Consider the following 19,936-nt stretch of genomic DNA (forward strand, 5'->3'; position numbering starts at 1 on the left):
CACTCCGGCATCAGTGGTGTGATGCTTCTCACGCTTTGTCTGCGAAAGCGTAAAAACTAGGAATATTTCCTACCCCTGCTAGGGATGGCTCTCAAGCCATTTTTTGCCTCTCTTATTAGAGTCACCTCACCTGATGTCGTGACCCGCACCGCGACGGGCAATGTGCCCCGTCATCCCGTGTCGGGCCCGGGTTTATATGGATGGAGCGTCGTGCGCAGCAACGGCTGACGGCCCCGACGTTCCGTTCCCCCTTCCGTAGCGTGACCTCCAACCCCAATCAAAAAGTGAGGAACGCGACGGAAACAGCGTCTATCTCGCAGAGGATGAACGAAGATGTTTAAACTGCTCGAACAGGTCCGGGTCCCCACCCTGAACCTGCCGGTCGAAGCCCGGCGCAAGCTCTGGTTCAAACCGTTTATGCAATCCTATCTGGTTGTGTTCATCGGTTACCTGACCATGTATCTGATCCGCAAGAACTTCAACATTGCGCAGAATGACATGATCCAGGAGTACGGTCTCTCCATGACCGAGCTTGGCATGATCGGCCTTGGCTTCTCCATCACCTACGGGGTGGGCAAGACCATCGTCTCCTACTATGCCGATGGCAAGAACACCAAGCAGTTCCTGCCGCTGATGCTGATCCTCTCCGCGCTCTGCATGCTGGGCTTCAGTGCCAGCATGGGCGGCACAAGTTTCAGCCTCTACTTCATGATCTTCTTCTATGCCCTGAGCGGTTTCTTCCAGAGCTGCGGCGGTTCGTGCAGCTACTCCACCATCACCAAGTGGACCCCTCGCAACAAGCGCGGCACCTATCTGGGTATGTGGAACCTCTCCCACAACGTGGGCGGGGCCGGTGCAGCCGGTGTGGCGCTGTTCGGTGCCAACTACCTGTTTGATGGCAACGTGCTTGGCATGTTTATCTTCCCCTCCATCATCGCGCTGATCGTCGGCTTTATCGGCCTGCGCTTTGGTAGCGATTCACCGGAAGCCTATGGCCTTGGCAAGGTGGAAGAGCTGTTTGACGAAGTGGCGAGCGAAGAGGATATCGCCACCGAAGAGCAGCAGCTGACCAAGTGGCAGATCTTCGTGAAGTACGTGCTGCTCAACAAGGTGATCTGGCTGCTCTGCTTTGCCAACATCTTCCTCTATGTGGTGCGTATCGGTATCGACCAGTGGTCCACCGTCTACGCCCACCAGGAGCTCGGCTTCTCCAAAGACGTGGCTATTCAGGGCTTTACCTTCTTCGAAGTGGGTGCTCTGGTCGGCACCCTGATGTGGGGCTACCTCTCTGACCTGGCCAATGGCCGTCGTGGTCTGGTGGCTTGCGTGGCGCTGGCGCTGATTATCGCCACCCTGGGTCTCTACCAGCATGCGACTACCCAGTTTATGTTCCTGGGCTCTCTGTTCCTGCTCGGCTTCCTGGTGTTCGGTCCGCAACTGCTGATCGGTGTGGCCGCCGTGGGCTTCGTACCCAAGCAGGGCATCAGCGTGGCCGATGGCGTCAAGGGCACCTTCGCTTACCTGATTGGTGACAGCTTTGCCAAACTGGGTCTGGGCATGATCGCCGATGGCACCCCCATCTTCGGTCTGACCGGATGGAGTGGCACCTTCGCGGCGCTGGATATGGCCGCCGCTGCCTGTCTGGTGCTGATGGCCTGCGTTGCCGTCGCCGAAGAGCGCAAGATCCGCCGCATCAAGCGCGAACTGAAAGCCGCCGAGCTGGCGACCCAGACCGCCTGATAGCCATAGCAACAAACGCAGATTGTTCAGGGCCACCCACAGGGGTGGCCCTTGTTGTTTGGAGCAACCAGACACCCGATTAGCCAGGCATCAGCCCGTGCTGCCGCGCAAGGGGCAGCGATATCCCCATCAAGATCCCACTTTTCATATGCGCTTTTGGTAAATTCCCACCGCTGGCGCTATCTTGTCATCCCCCTTGTCAGTATCACAGAGAGCAGATGAAGATCGTTGCCGTCACAGCTTGCCCAACCGGTATTGCCCATACCTATATGGCTGCCGATGCCCTGCAAAAAGCCGCCACCGTGTTGGGGCTCAAGATCAAGGTCGAGACTCAGGGCGCCATGGGCATGGAGAACATGCTGACCGCCCGCGATATTGCCAGCGCCGATCTGGTGCTGATTGCCTCCGATATCGAGATTGAGCAGAAAGAGCGCTTTCTTGGCTGCACCATCCATCAGGTGAGACTGGAAACCGTGCTGCTGGATGCCAACGCCGTACTCAAGGCCCTGCCGATCCCGGCCTGATGCTGACCCGCGAAATCACCTTCTACTGCCAGCAGGGGTTGAGCATCACCCAGGCCAAGCAGTTGAACCGGCTGGCGGGGATGTTCACATCCACCATCCGCTGCGCCAACCTCACCCGGCGCCAGACCGTCGCCGCCAGCAACCAGCTCTCCCTGTTGACCCTCGCCACCCAGCCCGGCGATCTCTGCCAGTTGCAGATCGAAGGGGACGATGCCGAACTGGCCCACATGGCCTTCACCTGCTGGTGCGGCGAACTGGGTCAACCGCTGGTGCGCCCGCGCACCGCCGCGCTGGCGGAGTTGCGACTGGCCAACGCCCTGTCCGACTACCAGTTTGCCCTGCGCCAACTGGCCCACAGCCCCGAACAGCTGACCAAGGCCGAGGCCCTCGAGCATCTGATCGATCTGCTGCCCGCCGAGCTGATCACCGACCGCGCCACACTGACCGCTGCGGTAGAGCGGCGCGAGCAGGTCTCGGCCACCATCATCCGCCCCGGTCTAGCCATGCCTCATGTATTGAGCGAAGGGATCAGCCAGCCGGCGCTGACCCTGCTTAGCTGCAAGAAGGCCATCGAGTGGGGCTCTCAAATCGGGCCGGTGCAGACCATTATTCTGCTGGCGGTGCCAGTTGGCAGCGGACGGGAGACCCTGCGCCCCCTTACCCGACTGGCGCAGGCGATGATCAACGATGTGGTCAGCCACGCCCTGTTGCAGGCAGGCTCGGACCCCGCCCGTCAGGCTATCGTCATCGAGAGCCTGCTGAGCTAGGCGAATTGGCTCCGGGCGCGGCTGGTTCTGACGCCAGCCATTCATCCTGCCCTCAGCACCCTGTGGTACACTCGCTGCCATCGTCTGTCTGAAGTGTGTATCCGATGAAATCTCCCCGCTCCCGTCTCTCTGTCAACCGTGCGCCGCGCGATAACGCCCCGCGCTCGGCGGCCAAACCAGCTGCCCCCCGCCATGCCGCCACCCGCAAACCGGAGCTGGCCCCAGCGGATCGCAAGCTGCTGCTATTGAACAAGCCCTATATGGTGCTCTGCCAGTTCACCGACGAGGCGGGCCGGGAGACCCTCAAGGATTACATCAAAGAGCCCGGCATCTACGCCGCAGGGCGGCTCGATCGCGACAGCGAGGGGCTATTGCTGCTCACCAACGATGGCAAGCTGCAGGCGCGCCTCACCCAGCCGGGGGAGAAGACCCCCAAGACCTACTGGGTGCAGGTGGAAGGCGTGCCGAGCGAAGAGAAACTGGCCGCTCTGCGCGCCGGGGTGGCGCTCAATGACGGCATGACCCTGCCCGCCGGGGCGCGCATTATGGATGAACCTGCGGTGTGGCCGCGTAATCCGCCCATTCGCGAGCGCAAGGAGATCCCCACCAGCTGGCTTGAGATCAAAATCGTGGAGGGGCGCAACCGGCAGGTACGGCGAATGACCGCCCATATCGGCCACCCCACCCTGCGCCTTATTCGCTACGCCATCGGTGACTGGACCTTGGGTAACTGGCAAGAAGATGGGCTGGCACCCGGCGAGAGCCGCGCCCTGCCCGCCCCCGAGCTGGCGCCGAGCTCCAGCAGCCGCCCGCGTCCCTCCTCATCCCGTTCAGGCGCTCATACCGCCAAACCGGCAGGGGATACGCCACGGCGGGCCAGCCAGCCGAGACGGGACGAGCGTCCCCGCAACACTCACCCAACCGAGGGTGCAACCCCAAGCCCGACTGGCGGCAAACCCCGCAGCAGCGGCCGAGGAACGGCACGCAGACCCGCCCGTGCGGGCAACCCCAATAGCAGCGACAAGGAGTCATGATGAGCAATCAGGTAGAGCAATCGACCACCAGCCACGCCCCCATGGAGGCGCGCCTGACGGTCGCCGCCCTGGTGCAGTGGCAGGGGCGCTTTCTGGTGGTGGAAGAGGAGATTAAAGGCCAGCGCCGCTTCAACCAACCCGCCGGCCATGTGGAGCCGGGGGAAAACCTGCTTGAAGCGGCTTGCCGCGAGCTGAAAGAGGAGACGGGTCTGACCGCCACGCCGACCGCCTGGCTTGGCACCTATCTGTTCAAACCGGCCGACAGCGAGGCCACCTATGTGCGCACCGCCATCATCTTCGACCTTGAAAAAGCGCCGGGTCAGCACCATCCAGAGGATCCTGACGGCGATGTGCTGGCTTGCCACTGGCTCACCCTGGAAGAAATAGCGGAATGCAAACCGGCCCTGCGCAGCCCCTTGGTATGGCAGTGCATTCAGGATTATCTGGCGGGGACACGGCTGCCGCTGTCGGCCCTCAAGGCCTTTATATGAGGCCATTTGAAACTCTTTTTCGGTGACAAAGGCCAACAGCAGAAAAACGATTTCCTGCTATCGAGCTCCTGATGGGAACTGCGGCATGGATATGTGACCGGGGGCGCAAAACTCTGGTAGAATACGCCCCGTTTAAACGAACTGGTAACTTCGACTAATGACAGACAACAGCCAAATCAAGGTGATCGTCGGCATGTCCGGCGGCGTGGATTCTTCCGTCTCGGCCTACCTGCTCCAGCAGCAGGGCTATCAGGTCGAAGGCTTGTTCATGAAGAACTGGGAAGAAGACGACACGGACGAGTACTGCTCTGCCGCCCAGGATTTGGCTGATGCCAAGGCCGTCTGCGACAAGCTGGGGATGAAACTCCACACCATCAACTTCGCGGCCGAGTACTGGGACAATGTGTTCGAGCACTTCCTCGAAGAGTACAAAGCCGGCCGCACCCCGAACCCGGATATCCTGTGCAACAAGGAGATCAAGTTCAAGGCGTTCCTCGAATTTGCCGCCGAAGAGCTGGGTGCCACCTACATCGCCACCGGCCACTATGTGCGCCGTGACGACAGCACCGGCCGCCCGCGCCTGCTGCGCGGTCTCGATACCAACAAGGATCAGAGCTACTTCCTCTATACCCTGAGCGAAAAGCAGGTAGGTCAGAGCCTGTTCCCGGTTGGCGATCTGGAGAAGCCGGAGGTGCGCCGCATCGCCGAGCAGCTGGATCTCATCACCGCCAAGAAGAAAGACTCCACCGGCATCTGCTTTATCGGTGAGCGCAAGTTCAAGGACTTCCTGGCCAAGTTCCTGCCCGCCCAGCCCGGTAAAATCGAGACCGTGGATGGCAAGGTGATCGGCGAGCATCAGGGTCTGATGTATCACACCCTGGGCCAGCGCAAGGGGCTCGGCATCGGTGGTCGCAAAGATGCCACCGAAGAGGCCTGGTATGTGGTCGACAAAGAGGTCGAGCGCAACGTGCTGGTGGTGGCGCAGGGCGAGCATCCCCGCCTCTACTCCGACGGCCTCATCGCCAGCCAACTGCACTGGGTGGATCGCACTCCCATTCGCGAGCCGCGTCGCTGCACCGTCAAGACCCGCTACCGTCAGCAGGATATCCCCTGCCTGATCCAGCCCATCGACGACGAGACCATCCGGGTCATCTTCGACGAGAAACAGGCTGCGGTGACCCCGGGCCAATCCGCCGTCTTCTACGACGGGGACGTGTGTCTGGGGGGGGGCATCATCGAACAGCGTTTCAGCCATCCGGTCTAAGGGCTGGGCGCTCATCTGCGTCCGCGCGCTACTCCCTTCTCCCTTCGCGGAAGAAGGGTTGGGATGAGGGGGTAACCACCCTCACCCTGACCCTCTCCCTGAGGGAGAGGGGACAAAGAAAATACAGTACAAGGCAGCGATACATGATGGGCAACGTCCAGGCCGGATCATGGCGTCGGCCGGAGCAAGAACATAACCGGGCTGTGAAAGATGGCCGATAGATTCCAGGTCGGATCATGGCCTGCTGCGGCATCAGCCAGAGAGAGAATGAACACAACAGGGCTGTGAAAGATGACCGATACATTCCAGGTCGGATCATGGCCTGCTGCGGCATCAGCCAGAGAATGAACACAACAGGGCTGTGAAGATATGAGCGATAAATTCCAAGACAGAACCATGGCCTTTGCCGGCATCTGCCAGGCCGCCTATCTGGTGCAGAAGGTGGCCCGGGACGGCAGCTGTGACGAGGCCGCCCTGCGCGAGAGCCTCTCCAGCATTCTGGTGACCAACCCGAACCAGCCGCTCGAGGTGTTCAACAACACCCATCTGGCCATTCGCGACGGTTACCGCGCGCTGGTCGAGCAGCTGGGCGCCGATGGCACCCAGAAGAATGCCGAACTGACCCGCTACGTGGTGAGCCTGATCGCGCTGGAGCGCAAGCTGGCCAAGCGCAAGGACATTCTCAATATGCTGGGTGAGCGGATCAGCCAGATTGGTCGCCAGCAACAGCACTTCGATCTGCTCGACGAGCAGATTTTGGCCAACATGGCGAGCATCTACAGCGATCTTATCAGCCCCATCGGGCCGCGCATCCAGGTGGCGGGTACCCCGCTGTTCCTGCAGCAACCGCTGGTGCAGCACAAGGTGCGCGCCCTGCTGCTGGCAGGCATTCGTGCCTGCGTGCTGTGGCGTCAGCTCGGTGGCAGCCGGACCCAGATCATCTTCGCTCGCAAGAAGATGGTGGAGCTGGCCAAACGTTACTAATCATCGGCTCGCGCGCGGGCAAGCGAGGTCGACATCAGGGTGAACAGCCGCACATCCGCCTTGATGACGACACCGGCCCACGCGCGAGTGGATACGGATCCCCCACACAAATCATCAGGAGTTCACCCCATGGAGCTGTCCGCGCTGACTGCTGTTTCCCCGATTGACGGTCGTTATGGCGACAAGGCCGATGCCCTGCGCCCTATCTTCTCCGAATTCGGCCTGCTGCGTTTTCGCGTCGAAGTCGAGGTGCGCTGGTTGCAAAAACTGGCCAGCCACGCCGGGATCCCGGAAGTCCCTGCCCTGAGCGCGGCCGCCAACGCCCTGCTCGACGGCATAGTCCAGAGCTTCAACGAGCAGGATGCCGCCCGCATCAAACAGATCGAGCGCACCACCAACCATGATGTGAAAGCGGTGGAGTACTTCCTCAAAGAGAAAGTCGAAGTGAACCCGGAGCTGGCGGCTGTCAGCGAGTTCATCCACTTCGCCTGCACCTCGGAAGACATCAACAACAACTCCCACGGTCTGATGCTGAAAACCGCCCGCGAAGAGGTCATCAAGCCTTATTGCGAAAAGCTGATCAGCGAGATCAAGCGCCTGGCCGTTGAGTACCGTGACATGCCGCTGCTCTCCCGCACCCACGGTCAGCCGGCTACCCCGAGCACCATGGGCAAGGAGATGGCCAACGTCGCCTACCGCCTGGAGCGCCAGTACAAGCAGATCATGGCGGTGGAGATCCTCGGCAAGATCAACGGTGCGGTCGGTAACTACAACGCCCACCTCAGCGCCTACCCGGATGTGGACTGGCACCAGTTCTCCGAGGAGTTTGTTACCTCCCTGGGCCTGACCTGGAACCCCTACACCACCCAGATCGAGCCGCACGACTATATCGCCGAGCTGTTCGACGCCATGGCCCGCTTCAACACCATCCTGATCGACTTCGACCGCGATGTGTGGGGTTACATCTCCCTAGGTCACTTCAAGCAGCGCACCATCGCGGGCGAGATCGGCTCCTCCACCATGCCGCACAAGGTCAACCCCATCGACTTCGAGAACTCCGAAGGCAATCTGGGTCTGGCCAACGCTGTGTTCCAGCATCTGGCGAGCAAGCTGCCTATCTCCCGCTGGCAGCGTGATCTGACCGACTCTACCGTGCTGCGCAACCTGGGTGTGGCGGTGGGTTACTCCCTGATTGCCTATCAGGCGACCCTCAAGGGTATCTCCAAGCTGGAAGCCAACGACGCCGCCATGGCCGCCGATCTGGATGCCAACTGGGAAGTGCTGGCCGAGCCGATCCAGACCGTGATGCGCCGCTACGGTATCGAGAAGCCCTACGAGAAGCTCAAGGAGCTGACCCGTGGTCGCCGCGTCGATGCCGAAGGGATGCGTACCTTTATCGACACCCTGGCGTTGCCGGAAGCGGTCAAGGTTGAGCTGAAGAAGCTGACCCCGGCCAACTACATCGGTGACGCCCAGCGTCTGGTCGATCTGCTGAAATAAGCGGATAAGTGACACCACCGGGGCCCTGTGCATGATCTGCAACAGGGCCCCTGTTATTTCCCTGCCAAGACAGGACCATGAGTGGCGTTGCCCAAGCCCGTTTTAGGCAACTCCTCTCTCACAAAGACACGAGAAGACCATGTACCAACTCAATCTGGATATCGCTCACTTCCTCGAGCACTACTGGCAGAAGCGCCCGCTCCTTATCAAGGGCGGCTTCACCGACTTTCAGGATCCCATCAGCCCGGATGAGCTGGCGGGTCTGGCCATGGAAGAGGTGGTAGAGTCCCGTCTCGTTACCCGCTTCAACAACAAGTGGGAGGCGGCCCACGGCCCCTTCGAATCCTACGACCATCTGGGGGAAGAGAACTGGACCGTGCTGGTGCAGGCCTGTAACCACTGGGCCCCCGAGGTGCACGAGCTGGCGCTGCCGTTCCAGTTCATTCCGGGCTGGCGCTTTGACGATGTGATGGTGAGCTTCTCCACCCCCCATGGTGGTGTCGGTCCCCATATCGACAACTACGACGTCTTCATCACCCAGGGCCAGGGCAAACGCCACTGGCGCGTCGGCGATGCCAAGCCCAGGAGCGAGTTCGCCGCCCACGCGGCCCTGCTGCACTGCGAGCCGTTCGAGGCGATCATCGACGTCATCATGGAGCCGGGTGACATTCTCTACATCCCGCCGGGATTCCCCCATGAGGGCTACGCCATCGAGCCCTCCCTGAACTTCTCGGTGGGTTTTCGCGCACCGGATGCCAAGGCGCTTATCTCCTCCTTTGCCGATCATCTGATCGACAACGAGGTGCGTACCGAGCGTTACGGCGATGCCGATCTCAAGCCCCGCGCCCGTCACGGCGAGATCCAGCCCCACGAGCTGCACCGTCTGCGCGAGCTGATGCAGCAGGCCCTCGATGACGAGACCCTGTTCAAGGAGTGGTTCGGCACCATGATCTCCGAGGCCAAGCACGATCTCGACGTCAATCCGGTGGAGCCGGACTACAGCGCCGAAGAGGTGGCCGACCTGCTGACCCAGGGCGAGCCCGCCATCAAGGTACCGGGTCTGCGCACCGTCTGGTTCAGCGGCGAGAGCCAGCAGTGTTTCATCGATGGCGAAGCCTGGACCCTGCAGAGCATCGATCCGGCCGCCATTTCCCTGTTGTGCGACAAGGATATGGTCACTCAGGCCGATATGGTGGAACTCGCCGATCAGGCTGGCTTCCTGCAACTGCTGACCCGGCTGGTCAATCGCGGTTACTGGTTCTTCAACTAATCCGGCTCTCACAAAGTAAAAAGGCGCCCTTTGGCGCCTTTTTATTGCAACATTTTCACCTGACTCCGCCAGGGATGGTGCCACTGTTGAAGGTAAAGCTGTAGCTATCACCGCGACATAAACTCTGGCTCACCTCGAGCAACTCCCCTTGTGCGGTATAGCTGCGCTGCAGCACAACCAACACCGGCATGCCCACTGGCAACCCCAGCATAGCGCTCTCGCTCTGGCTCGGCAGCTGCTGGCAGATCTGATATTGCTGGGCAACAGGTTCAATCCCCTCTTCACGCCAATGAGCGTAGAGCGAGCCTTCCAGCAGATCGGGACGGGGCAGAAACTGGCGAGGAATATAAGTGGTCTCAATAGAGGTGGGGTCATTGTTGACACAACGCACCCGGCGGATCTTGGCGATCTCGGTGCCCTCCACCAACCCCATCAGTGCGGCCTGCTCGGCACTGGCCAACACCAACTCCCGCGCCAGCCAGCGATCGCTCAGTACCCCGAGCTGGCTCAGCTGGGCGGTAAAACTGCCGCCACTCAGGTTGTAGATAAAGGGGGCATGCACAACGGTCCCTTTGCCCTGCTGCTTAATAACCCGCCCCTGCTCCGCCAGCAGGGAGAGCCCCTTGACCACAGTGGCTCGAGAGAGGGCAAGCGTATCGGAGAGCTGACGCTCTGAGGGGAGCACGCAGCCGTGAGGTAGCTGTTTACGGTCGATCGCTTGCTGTAGTCCCTGCGCCAGAATGAGATAAAGCGGCTCATCCCCTGCGCTGGCCAGCCGCTGTCTCAGCTCGTTGAACAGACGTTCAGCACAATCTCTCTGCATGGCGATCTCGTCTCAAGATGCAAAAACATCAACAAATGGGTCCAGCCCACTTTACTTTAAAATGCGTGATGGTTCACACTGGACTGGCACTGGATGTGTATAATACCAACTGGACTGCAACTGGACTATGTAAAGGTGATCAATCTCGTCATGCCCCCCTCAAGCTCTGCCTCACTTCAACAGCAACGTATTCTGGGGTGTCTCTATGGACAAGCGGTGGGCGATGCCTTTGGCATGCCATCGGAACTCTGGTCCCGCGAGAAGGTGCGTGCCTTCTTCGGCTGGATCCATGACTTCCTCGACGGCCCCGAGGAGAACATCGCTGCCAACGAATTCGTGCGCGGTCAGTTTACCGATGACACCAGCCAGATGGTTGCCCTCATGGATGCCATCATCGAGGAGCAGGGGGCGATCAAACCACTGACCATCGCCCGCCACATCATGAAGTGGGCCGAGGGGATCGATGCCTTTAGCAAAAATATTCTGGGGCCGACTTCCAAAGGAGCCCTTATCGCCCTGCAGCAAGGGATCCCTCTTGAGGAGATCCAGGCCAACGGCGTGACCAACGGCGCTCCGATGCGCATCGCCCCCATCGGCTGCCTGATGCCGACCAGCGACAAGGAGGCCTTTATCGAGGCCGTGCGCCTAGCCTGCGTGCCGACCCACAAGTCGGATATCGCTATCGCCGGTTCCGTCGTGATCGCCTGGGCCATCAGCCGCGCCATCGAAGGGGCCCAGTGGGCAACCATTCGTACCGAACTGCCCCCCCTCGCACAAGAGGTGCAGCGCCGTTTCGCCTCCACCTTCAGCGCCTCCCTTGGCCGCCGCATCGAGCTCGCTTTCACCTGCATCGACAAGGCACCGACCATCGAGTCAGGCCTCGACGAGATCTATGACCTGATCGGTTCTGGCATGGATGTCATTGAATCTATCCCCGCCGCGCTAGGTATAGTGGAGCTCTCGGAAGGAGACCCCATGCTCTGCGCCCAGCTGTGCGCCAACCTCGGCGGCGATACCGACACCATAGGTGCCATGGCCACCGCCATCTGCGGTGCCCTCTGCGGCATCTCGGCCCTGCCGCTGGCAGCGCGCCAACTGATTAATCACGCAAACCGGATTGACTTCGGCCCCTATGCCGAAGCCCTTGCTCACTATCGGCAACAGGACGTATGACCATGAGCCAGCAAGCAACCGAGATGCAGCCGGAACAGCCCTCCAGCGGCATCGATCTTATCCCTCCCCAGCAACGCACCAAGCAACCGGCGGAGCTCTTCTTCGTCTGGTGTGCCGCGAATATCGGCATTCTGGGGGTCGTCTACGGCGCAGTGGTGGTCTCCTTTGGCCTCTCCTTCTGGCAATCGCTGCTGGCGGCGGTCACCGGGGTCGCCTCCTTCGCGCTGGTGGGGATCACCAGCATGGCGGGCAAGCGCGGCCGCACCACTACCCTCACCCTCTCCCGCATCTGCTTTGGCAAACAGGGCAATATCGCCCCCACCGCCTTCTGCTGGATCAACCTGATGGGCTGGGAAGCGGTCAATCTGGTCACCGGCACCCTGACCCTGGCTGCCCTGTTTGCCGCCATGGGGATGGCAGAGTCCCACTGGGTCACCGCCCTCTCCCTGCTGCTCTTTGGCGGCCTGACCGTGGTAGTCTCGCTGCTGGGGCAAAACACCGTGCTGATGATGCAGAAGTGGATCACCCGCACCTTCGGGGTGATGACGCTGATTGTGGTGCTCTATCTGATGGCCAATGCCAACTGGCAGGGGATCATGACGCTCCCCTCTGGTGACTGGCTGACCGGTTTCTTGCCCGCCGTGTCGGTCATCGCGGCGGGTACCGGCATCAGCTGGGCCATCGCTGGCGCCGACTATAGCCGGGATCAGAGTGAAAAATCGTGCACTGGCGCCATCTTTTCATCGGTCGTGGTCGGCGCCTCCCTGCCCCTTGTCCTGCTGATGTTTGCCGGTATTCTGCTCACCGCCCAGATCCCCGATCTCGCCTCTACCGACAATCCCATCGCGGCCATCGGCAAGCTGCTGCCTGCCTGGATGGCGATCCCCTATCTGGCGGCCGCAGTCGCAGGTATCGTCACCATCGCCGTGCTGAGCCTCTACTCCGCCAGCCTCAACTTGCTGAGCATGGGGGTCAAGCTGCGCCAGTCCCACGCTGTGATACTGGATGCCCTGCTGGTGGTCGGTGTTGCCCTCTACGTGCTGTTTGTCTCCGGCGATTTCCTTGGCCCCTTTATCGCATTTCTGATCTTCTGCGGCCTCTTTCTGGCCTCCTGGGCTGCCATTTTTACCCTCGACTATCTGGCGCTGCGTCGTCAGCAGGGCTATGACTATCTCGCCCTCTACGGCGATACCGGGGTACGTAAAGGGCCACTGTTTTGCTGGCTCGCGGGTTCTATCAGCGGTCTGATGGTGACCAAGACCGGCTTTATCGATGGCCCGCTGGCTATCGGTCTCTTTGCCGACTCCAGCCTCGGTCTGTTTGTCTCCTTTGCCGTCAGTCTGGTGCTCTATGCCCTGCTGCTGCCCCGGATGAGGAGTGTCTGAGATGTCCCCCCCCATCCCGACCATGCCAGTCATGGTGATTGGCGCCGCCTTTGGCGACCTGATACTGGAGATGAACCGCCTCCCCGTCTCGGGCGGCGATGAAGTTGCCCGCGAGAGTGGCCGCCAGATTGGTGGCTGCGCTTTCAACGTGGCCCGCGCCCTCGCCCGGCTCGGCGCCCCGGTAATCAACGGCATTACCGTCGGTCAGGGCAGCTGGGGAACGGCTGTGGAAGCCGCCATGCTAGAGGAGTCGCTGCCAGTCCAGTTGCGCGACCCGGCTCACGACAATGGCTGGTGTCTGGCGCTGGTCGAGCCAGATGGCGAGCGAACCTTCATCACGGTGGAAGGGTGCGAGCAGTACTGGGATACCCATGCCCTAAGCCGTTTGTTACCCACAGAAGCTGGCTGGCTCTATGCTTCCGGCTACGAGCTGACAGGCACCCAGGGGGCACAGCTACTGGCTTGGCTACGCCAGTTGCCTGACCACATCACCCCGTTCATCGATCCGGGTCCCCGGATCAGCGAGCTGGGCGCAGAGAAGATTGCAGCCCTGTTGGGCCGTGGCGCTATCTTCTCCCTCAATCGCCAAGAGGCCGCCGTGCTACTGGATGCCCCCGCCACGGCAGCGACCGTGGCCAGCTTCTGTCAGCAACACCGAGCGTCACTGATCGTGCGGGAAGACAAAGATGGGGCACTGGTTGGCACACCGGATGGGCAATGCCTGCGGGTACATCCCGTGGCGATCACCCTCTGCGATACCGTCGGAGCGGGCGATGCCCATGGCGGCGGCACCCTGATGGGGCTCGCCAGCGGCCTGCCGTTGGCAGAAGCAGTGCGCCTCGGCAATCTGGTGGCGGCCATCGTGGTCAGTCGCCCCGGCGCCGATAATCCCCCTACCCGTGCTGAGCTGGTCAGCCACTACTTACCTGCAATAACCGCGGCGTAAGGAGCCCGCAGATGCCAGGGGATAATTATCACAAAGGTCACCTTGCCTGAACGACCTCTGGTGGGTTCGCAGATAAATGAAAAAGCCCTCGATGAGGGCTTTTTGCTATGAGTGAGGCTCTTCCGTCAACTCATCTGGCTGTGCATCAAACTGCTCGTCAAACAGGGGGTGGTAGAGCACCTCACCCTGCACACTCGCAAAACCATGCTCCTGCAGCTCCATCGCCATAAAGCAGTCGGCAGGCACCTCATAGATGCAGTGCAGGCCAAACTCGCTGGCCGGGCGGAAGCCGAAACGGCTGTAATAGAGCGGATCCCCGAGTACCACCACTCCTTTCCAGTCCATCTCGAGCGCCGTATCAAGCCCTTCACGGATGAGATCAGAGCCAATCCCCTGACCTTGCCAGTCGGGGTGAACCGCGACCGGCGCCAGACCAAGCCAGGGCCCCTCGACACCGTTAATGGTGATCGGGCTTAGCATCAGGTGCCCCATGAACTCGTACTCTTCCTCTTCGACCATGGTCACCACGGCAGCACCACATTCGCGCAGGCGGTTGACCAGTTCGGCCTCATCGGAACGACCGAAGGCGGCACTCACCAGCTCATAGACCGGCAGCATGTCACCGGGGCGCTCGGTTCTCAACATCAGGTATTACTCCTAGTACAGCAGAGCGGGCATTATTCCACACAACGGCTGGTCATTCTGAGTACCTTTGTCCAAAAATGGGAGGGTGCACTCAGGAAAACGAGCTGCAAACTGCTGCTGCAAGGCGGTTAGCGTCGCAGGGGTGACCCTGTTCATCGCCTCGCGGTAGGCCAGCCAGAGGGTGGGAGCCTCCTGCGCCAGCCGCGCAAAGGTCAGCTCGGGCGTTTGATGCCAGCAGCCATCCAGCTCATCGACCAGCTCCGGCAGCTCCACCAGCAGCCGTAACTGTTGATAGCGTATCTGCGACGAGTCACCGTTGCCTCCCAGCGCCTGCGCCATCAATTGGTTGAACCAGTGGAGCCGTGATACACGCTCCTCGCGGCTGAGCAGCTCTGGCCCCTGACGCTGCAGGGCGGCCAGTTGCAGCAGCCATGCCAGCCCCTGCTCATCCCGATCCTTGAGCAGCACGCCCCCCAGATGATGAAGCTGATCCGGATCTGCCTGCTCCAGCAGCTCAACAGGATAACAGTGCAGCGCCAGCAACCTCTCAAGATGCGGCGGGCAGCGCAGAAAACAGGGCTTCTCCCCCGCGCCCCTCTCATCCACAAAGAGCGAGATAGCCAGCTTGCCGTTGGTACTCTGCCGATTGGTCGTTGCGGGATCCCACAGGATCACCACGGCAATCCGCTCATTAGCAAGCCAGCGGGCAATTTCCTCGGGCAAGGGGTTGGGTAAGGAGGGAGCACGATCCAGCCGCCAGTAACTCACCTCGCACGGCTGGCGACCACTGATATGGCGCCGCCCGCGATAGTGCATGCCCAGTTTTGCCATCACCCGGCCGGAGGCGAGATTGTCTGGCATATGGCGAGCCGTCAGCGCAGGCAGTAGCAGTTGGTCAAAGGCGAACCCCTTGACCAAGCTGGCTGCCCGGGTCGCCAGACCGCGATTTTGCCAGGGTACGCCCACCCACCAGGCGAGCTCGCCATTCCAGTGCAGGGAGATCACCCCGACCAGCGCCGCACCTTGCTCCTCTGGCAAGGTGATGGCCCAGCTCCAGCCAAGCCCAAGTGCCGCTCTGCGCCAGCAAAGGGCCAGCCAGTCGCGGGCCCCCTCCGGCGGATAGGGGTGAGGAATATTGAGGGTGTAGCGGGCCAGCGCCTCGTCGCTGCAGTAGCGCACTATCTCGCGCTCATCCTCGCACTCATCGGCGGCCTGCAGTGGTCGCAGCACGACGCCTGCTAGCGAATGCCCCTCAGCCAGGGTCGGCACCGTCACGCGGCGCGCCAGCAGGCGATTGAGCACGGCGCCCAAATCGGCCTCGGGGGTGAGCGGCAGATCGGCCCCCACAGGGCCAAGGGTGAGCAGTCCCTGCTCCCTGGCGAGGGTCAGCAGCGAAGTGGAGGCACTGATCAGGATCTGGCGGCTGGGATCAACATGAAAATCCGTCAGCAGATCCCCATCGAGCCAGGCAGCCAGCAAGGCTCCCGGGCAGAGCACCCCGTCAGGAGGGCTGCTCGCCCAGGGAGCATCGGTTTGATCGAGAGCAGCCGCCGCCTCTTTGCCCAGCAGCAGCTGCCAGCGATGACCCTGCAGCTGCCAGTGCTGCAACAGCGCAGCCCACTGCGGTTGCCACAGACTGGCCTCGATCAGCAGCTCCATCAGCGGGTTTGACAGGCTGCTGGCAGCGTCAGGTGACGGGGATGGGCTTCGATACGGGCGATCCAGCTGCGGATAGCTGGCCACCCCTGCAGGGAGAAGATCCCCTCCTCTGCCACATGGGTGTAGGCATAAAGGGCGATATCGGCGATGGTCGGCGCATCACCGCACAGGTAGGGGCTCTGTTTCAGTTGCTGCTCCATCACCGCCAGCGCCTTCTCGCCACCGACTTTCAGCCCGTCGAGCCGCGCCTCCTGTGACTCGGGGCGGCCGAGATAGTGAACAATAAAGCGGGCTACTGCGATATAGGGCTCATGGCTGTACTGCTCGAAGAACATCCATTTGAGCACCTCGGCCTGCTGACGCGGATCGGTTGGCCACAAGGCACTCCCTTGCGCCAGATAGAAGAGGATGGCATTGGATTCCGCCAGCGCATCGCCCTGGCCAAGCTCCAGCACCGGGATCTTGCCGTTGGGGTTCATGGCCAGAAATGCGGGGGTACGGGTATCCCCCGCCTGAATATCCACCTCTACCCACTCCAGGGGCAGCTCCAGCCAGCGGGCCAGCAGCCACACCTTGTAACAGTTGCCGGAACGCAGGTCACCATACAGACGCATACACACTCCTTGTGAAAACAGATTTGAACAGCGCGATCAGGGAGCCAGGCGCTCGATATGCCAGCCATCCCCGTCGCGGGTGTAGTAGAAGCGGTCGTGCAGCCGGTGCTCGCCCCCCTGCCAGAACTCCACCGTCTCGATCACCACCCGGTAACCGCCCCAGAAACTTGGCAGCGGCACCTCGCCATTGGCAAACTTCTGCTTTAGCTCGAGGAACTTGGCCTCCAGCACGCCGCGGGCCGAGATGCGGGTGGACTGCTTGGAGACCCAGGCGGCGATCTGGCTGTCCTTGGGACGGCTGTGGAAATACTTCATCACCTCTAAGGTGCTCATCTTCTCCACCCGGCCGGTCACATGAACCTGACGGTCGAGGGTGTGCCAGGGGAAGAGCAGGCTGATACGGGGGTTGCCTTCCAGCTGCTGCGCCTTGCGGCTGCCCATGTTGGTGTAAAAGACCATCCCCTGGGCATCGTAGTGCTTGAGCAGCACGGTGCGCTGCCAGGGCTGACCATCGGCATCCACCGTCGCCACCACCATGGCGGTGGGATCGGTCAGTTTGGCCTCACAGGCCTGCGCCAACCACTTCTCGAACAGCGCCAGGGGGTCGGCTGGCAAATCGGCCCGGTGCAGCCCGCCACGGGAGTATTCACGGCGCAGATCAGCAACATCCATCATCTTGATTTTCCTTCAAATAAATAATGGTTCCACGACCATCAAGAGAGTGATTGCAGGCATTGTGCGCTCGATAAAGGAACCTTGTAAACCATACAAAAAAAGCGAAGAGGCTCACGCCTCTTCGCTTGGTTAATCAATTTACCAAAGATGGGTAATCTCACCCTTGGGTTATCTGGTTTAGTTGCTCATGGTCTCACGACGACGCAGCAGTGCAGCGATACCAAGGCCCAGCAGCGCGAACAGACCGGTCGAACCACCGCCACCGCCGCCGCCATTGCTTTCAGGCTGGGGAGCCGGTGTATTACTGCTCTTGGTCGCCAGCTTTGGCGTAATGGCATAAAAAATATTGTCGCTACAGGCCAGCTTGAGGCGAACAGCGCTGCCAGCATTGGCCGGAATGGTCACCTCATGGGCGCCATCGTTGTTCACGCCATTGACCAGCGGCTGCCAGCTCTTGCCTTCATCGTTGCTATAACTGATATCGACCCGCTGACAGTTGACAGGATGACGGTCCGTGCCAGCTACTTGCCAATTCACTGTGGTCGGGCTGCCAACCAGAATACGCTGGTCAGGGGCAGGCAATATCTTGAAGGTTTGTGAACCTGTATCGACCACCTCGACCGAGGTCTCACCATAGGCACCACCGCCTTTGCCATCACGGGCCACCAGACGGAAGTTAAGGGTGCGCGCTACATTGACCCAGACATCCCCTTTCTCAGCTTCCCCTTTTAACTGGGTAGCCAGCGAAGGGAAGTGGCGAACCGGGGAGGATGTCGGCGCGGCGTAACGATACAGGGGGCCGGTTGCAAGGCGACCGGAGCTCAATTGATCGCCACTCTTCGTTCCATCCCCCAAATCGACCTGCTCCCAGGTATAGGTAAGGGTATCGCCGTCAATATCATTACCCTTGCCACTCAGGCTAAATGCCACCCCTTTGGGGATCACATGTTCTGCTGGCACATCGGTAATTTCTGGCGCATGATTATCGCCATTTTCTCTCGGAATAGGCATGCCACAACGAGGCTCCATATACGGTGCAATATAAGGAGCTAAACTCGGATTGTTAGCAATTTTTTTCGCAGCATCACTCGCTTTTTTTTCACGCGTGGCAATATGCGCTAACATCTGTTCAATTGACTTACTGTGAAAATAGGCTTCGCTATTGGGCTGCAAGTCTTGGTTCGCTATCAGGCCGGCATAACCCATAATGGTGCTACCACTGCCAGGCTCAAAAGCCATATCCTTAACTCTTTGCCCTACGCCTGCATTATAGGTATGATTGGCCCCAAATTGATGACCTATTTCATGAGCAACAAAATCAATAAAGAATGAATCACTTTCTGGTATTGTATTTCCTGTTCGCCCCATCGATCTTAAGGAAATAACCGGTTTTGATGGAATAGTCGTATCTTGTACAACCATGCCGCATAAAGATCCCGAGGTAACGGCCCCCGTTTTATCTGCGGTTGTCAGTACATGACCTATATCGAAATAACCCAGTTCCTTATTCTTGACTTTCTCCCCCTGTACATATGCGTTTTTTTTACTGTCATTCTCCTCATACCAAGGACTGACACCGGCTACATATTTTTTATTTACACCATTGTAGAAGGGGCTGTCATTTTTTGTATAGATGATAGTATCACTGCCATCTGCCAATACAAAACGAGCACCAAGATCACGTTCATATACGTCATTAAGTCGGTTAACCAACGTTGTCAGTGAAGCCAACGCTTGAGCCTTCCCCTTAAAATACTCGGTATATTCCCCAGTAGTTGAGAATGCAATTCTATATTCCTTGAGCATAGACGCAGCATAGCCAGCCTCGTTGCGAGCCGCTTCAGTTTTGTATGCTAACTTTTTTTTCAGCTCGGATTTTTCAATGATCTCCTTGATATTCTTGCCATTCATTGAATGTGCATCTTTTTTGTAATAGACAGCGTAGGCACCATTACGCTGAATATCGACAAATATCTGCTCACCGGCATGCATAAACATGCCGTTAAAACCACGCGGAGAAATATCAAAACGACCGGTATTGCTGGGGGTGCCCACTTCATGTCCTTTATAGGTCATGATATCTGGGTATTTTGCTGCCAGCGCAGGCGGTAATACGGAGTAGGCTTCCAATTCATATTGCACCATCTTGCCATCAGGCAATGGTAGCGTAATCACGGTTTGGCCCAAGCGCAGATTTTCTAAAAAATCCGGTTCTACCTCAAAGATATTGTATGCGCGAGCCCTTACAGGTTCATCGGCCTGCTTGCTACGTTTTTCGACCATATGCCATGGAGATGCCAGCGCGATATTGGCTGACATTGCGATGACAACTGAGATTGCATTTATTGTGAACTTCATCATTATTAATCACCTGACTGAACAGCCGGCGATGATAATGTGACACAAGTCACAATTCAACATTTTTAATAAAAATTAAAAGAA

18 protein-coding genes are annotated in these 19,936 nt (G+C 59.6%); 12 read left to right on the forward strand and 6 right to left on the reverse strand.

The window, feature by feature from the left end:
• Positions 1-333: 333 nt before the first annotated feature.
• The 9 genes from uhpT to BN1117_RS06750 all read left to right on the forward strand — a co-directional run bounded on the left by uhpT (position 334) and on the right by BN1117_RS06750 (position 9,574).
• Entirely contained in the window at positions 334-1,740 is a 1,407-nt protein-coding gene (gene uhpT, locus BN1117_RS06710; RefSeq protein WP_040095928.1) for a hexose-6-phosphate:phosphate antiporter, read from the forward strand.
• Positions 1,741-1,958: 218 nt separating this feature from the next.
• A complete protein-coding gene (locus tag BN1117_RS06715) occupies positions 1,959-2,264 on the forward strand; it encodes a PTS fructose transporter subunit IIB (protein WP_040095930.1) in 306 nt (101 codons plus the stop codon).
• Positions 2,264-3,031 (forward strand): PTS sugar transporter subunit IIA, encoded by a 768-nt coding sequence (locus tag BN1117_RS06720; protein WP_040095932.1) that lies wholly within the window; start codon positions 2,264-2,266, stop codon positions 3,029-3,031. The genes BN1117_RS06715 and BN1117_RS06720 overlap by 1 nt, the downstream gene beginning before the upstream one ends.
• A gap of 104 nt (positions 3,032-3,135) precedes the next feature.
• Positions 3,136-4,065, forward strand: a complete 930-nt coding sequence (locus BN1117_RS06725; RefSeq protein ID WP_040095934.1) for a pseudouridine synthase — start codon at positions 3,136-3,138, stop codon at positions 4,063-4,065.
• Entirely contained in the window at positions 4,065-4,556 is a 492-nt protein-coding gene (locus tag BN1117_RS06730) for an NUDIX hydrolase (RefSeq protein ID WP_040095935.1), read from the forward strand. The genes BN1117_RS06725 and BN1117_RS06730 overlap by 1 nt, the downstream gene beginning before the upstream one ends.
• A 157-nt stretch (positions 4,557-4,713) precedes the next feature.
• Positions 4,714-5,820 (forward strand): tRNA 2-thiouridine(34) synthase MnmA, encoded by a 1,107-nt coding sequence (mnmA, locus tag BN1117_RS06735; protein WP_040095937.1) that lies wholly within the window; start codon positions 4,714-4,716, stop codon positions 5,818-5,820.
• A gap of 369 nt (positions 5,821-6,189) precedes the next feature.
• A complete protein-coding gene (gene hflD / locus BN1117_RS06740) occupies positions 6,190-6,804 on the forward strand; it encodes a high frequency lysogenization protein HflD (protein WP_040095938.1) in 615 nt (204 codons plus the stop codon).
• A gap of 129 nt (positions 6,805-6,933) precedes the next feature.
• Entirely contained in the window at positions 6,934-8,304 is a 1,371-nt protein-coding gene (purB, locus tag BN1117_RS06745) for an adenylosuccinate lyase (protein WP_040095940.1), read from the forward strand.
• A 139-nt stretch (positions 8,305-8,443) separates the two neighbouring features.
• Entirely contained in the window at positions 8,444-9,574 is a 1,131-nt protein-coding gene (locus tag BN1117_RS06750) for a ribosomal protein uL16 3-hydroxylase (RefSeq protein ID WP_040095941.1), read from the forward strand.
• 55 nt (positions 9,575-9,629) lie between these two features.
• On the opposite strand, the gene BN1117_RS06755 is transcribed toward BN1117_RS06750, so the two are convergent.
• Complete coding sequence (locus BN1117_RS06755) at positions 9,630-10,397, reverse strand: GntR family transcriptional regulator (RefSeq protein ID WP_052441438.1); 768 nt, start codon at positions 10,395-10,397, stop codon at positions 9,630-9,632.
• 150 nt (positions 10,398-10,547) lie between these two features.
• Here BN1117_RS06755 and BN1117_RS06760 point away from each other — a divergent pair, with 150 nt between their 5' ends.
• Genes BN1117_RS06760 through BN1117_RS06770 form a run of 3 tightly spaced genes read left to right on the forward strand, consistent with a single transcriptional unit; the run spans position 10,548 to position 13,901 of the window.
• The gene (locus BN1117_RS06760; protein WP_040095943.1) at positions 10,548-11,570 is read left to right on the forward strand and encodes an ADP-ribosylglycohydrolase family protein; all 1,023 of its coding nucleotides are present in this window, start codon (positions 10,548-10,550) and stop codon (positions 11,568-11,570) included.
• A gap of 2 nt (positions 11,571-11,572) precedes the next feature.
• Positions 11,573-12,955 (forward strand): purine-cytosine permease family protein, encoded by a 1,383-nt coding sequence (locus BN1117_RS06765; RefSeq protein WP_040095945.1) that lies wholly within the window; start codon positions 11,573-11,575, stop codon positions 12,953-12,955.
• Between the two features lies 1 nt (position 12,956).
• Complete coding sequence (locus tag BN1117_RS06770) at positions 12,957-13,901, forward strand: PfkB family carbohydrate kinase (protein ID WP_040095948.1); 945 nt, start codon at positions 12,957-12,959, stop codon at positions 13,899-13,901.
• A gap of 105 nt (positions 13,902-14,006) precedes the next feature.
• Here the strand turns inward: BN1117_RS06770 and BN1117_RS06775 are convergent, their stop codons facing one another.
• From BN1117_RS06775 to BN1117_RS18940, 5 genes are all read right to left on the reverse strand, one after another.
• On the reverse strand, positions 14,007-14,546 hold the full coding sequence (locus tag BN1117_RS06775; protein ID WP_040095949.1) for a GNAT family N-acetyltransferase: 540 nt from the start codon (positions 14,544-14,546) through the stop codon (positions 14,007-14,009).
• A gap of 12 nt (positions 14,547-14,558) precedes the next feature.
• The gene (locus BN1117_RS06780; protein WP_040095951.1) at positions 14,559-16,205 is read right to left on the reverse strand and encodes a GNAT family N-acetyltransferase; all 1,647 of its coding nucleotides are present in this window, start codon (positions 16,203-16,205) and stop codon (positions 14,559-14,561) included.
• Positions 16,205-16,819, reverse strand: coding sequence for a glutathione S-transferase family protein (locus BN1117_RS06785; protein WP_040095953.1), 615 nt, complete (start codon positions 16,817-16,819; stop codon positions 16,205-16,207). The genes BN1117_RS06780 and BN1117_RS06785 overlap by 1 nt, the downstream gene beginning before the upstream one ends.
• Before the next feature lie 36 nt (positions 16,820-16,855).
• Positions 16,856-17,494 (reverse strand): pyridoxamine 5'-phosphate oxidase, encoded by a 639-nt coding sequence (pdxH, locus tag BN1117_RS06790; protein ID WP_040095955.1) that lies wholly within the window; start codon positions 17,492-17,494, stop codon positions 16,856-16,858.
• Positions 17,495-17,671: 177 nt separating this feature from the next.
• Positions 17,672-19,855 (reverse strand): reprolysin-like metallopeptidase, encoded by a 2,184-nt coding sequence (locus BN1117_RS18940; RefSeq protein ID WP_082032556.1) that lies wholly within the window; start codon positions 19,853-19,855, stop codon positions 17,672-17,674.
• Between the last annotated feature and the right edge of the window lie 81 nt (positions 19,856-19,936).

This window comes from Aeromonas australiensis (assembly GCF_000819725.1).
Lineage (GTDB): Bacteria > Pseudomonadota > Gammaproteobacteria > Enterobacterales > Aeromonadaceae > Aeromonas > Aeromonas australiensis.

Bases quoted from the DNA above. Each gene is read 5' to 3' on its own strand.
- hflD (WP_040095938.1), top strand. From the start codon at position 6,190: ATGAGCGATAAATTCCAAGACAGAACCATGGCCTTTGCCGGCATCTGC.
- BN1117_RS06785 (WP_040095953.1), bottom strand. From the start codon at position 16,819: ATGCGTCTGTATGGTGACCTGCGTTCCGGCAACTGTTACAAGGTGTGG.
- BN1117_RS06720 (WP_040095932.1), top strand. From the start codon at position 2,264: ATGCTGACCCGCGAAATCACCTTCTACTGCCAGCAGGGGTTGAGCATC.
- BN1117_RS06725 (WP_040095934.1), top strand. From the start codon at position 3,136: ATGAAATCTCCCCGCTCCCGTCTCTCTGTCAACCGTGCGCCGCGCGAT.
- BN1117_RS18940 (WP_082032556.1), bottom strand. From the start codon at position 19,855: ATGATGAAGTTCACAATAAATGCAATCTCAGTTGTCATCGCAATGTCA.
- BN1117_RS06780 (WP_040095951.1), bottom strand. From the start codon at position 16,205: ATGGAGCTGCTGATCGAGGCCAGTCTGTGGCAACCGCAGTGGGCTGCG.
- mnmA (WP_040095937.1), top strand. From the start codon at position 4,714: ATGACAGACAACAGCCAAATCAAGGTGATCGTCGGCATGTCCGGCGGC.
- purB (WP_040095940.1), top strand. From the start codon at position 6,934: ATGGAGCTGTCCGCGCTGACTGCTGTTTCCCCGATTGACGGTCGTTAT.
- BN1117_RS06715 (WP_040095930.1), top strand. From the start codon at position 1,959: ATGAAGATCGTTGCCGTCACAGCTTGCCCAACCGGTATTGCCCATACC.
- BN1117_RS06775 (WP_040095949.1), bottom strand. From the start codon at position 14,546: ATGTTGAGAACCGAGCGCCCCGGTGACATGCTGCCGGTCTATGAGCTG.
- BN1117_RS06755 (WP_052441438.1), bottom strand. From the start codon at position 10,397: ATGCAGAGAGATTGTGCTGAACGTCTGTTCAACGAGCTGAGACAGCGG.
- BN1117_RS06750 (WP_040095941.1), top strand. From the start codon at position 8,444: ATGTACCAACTCAATCTGGATATCGCTCACTTCCTCGAGCACTACTGG.
- BN1117_RS06765 (WP_040095945.1), top strand. From the start codon at position 11,573: ATGAGCCAGCAAGCAACCGAGATGCAGCCGGAACAGCCCTCCAGCGGC.
- BN1117_RS06730 (WP_040095935.1), top strand. From the start codon at position 4,065: ATGAGCAATCAGGTAGAGCAATCGACCACCAGCCACGCCCCCATGGAG.
- pdxH (WP_040095955.1), bottom strand. From the start codon at position 17,494: ATGATGGATGTTGCTGATCTGCGCCGTGAATACTCCCGTGGCGGGCTG.
- BN1117_RS06760 (WP_040095943.1), top strand. From the start codon at position 10,548: ATGCCCCCCTCAAGCTCTGCCTCACTTCAACAGCAACGTATTCTGGGG.
- BN1117_RS06770 (WP_040095948.1), top strand. From the start codon at position 12,957: ATGTCCCCCCCCATCCCGACCATGCCAGTCATGGTGATTGGCGCCGCC.
- uhpT (WP_040095928.1), top strand. From the start codon at position 334: ATGTTTAAACTGCTCGAACAGGTCCGGGTCCCCACCCTGAACCTGCCG.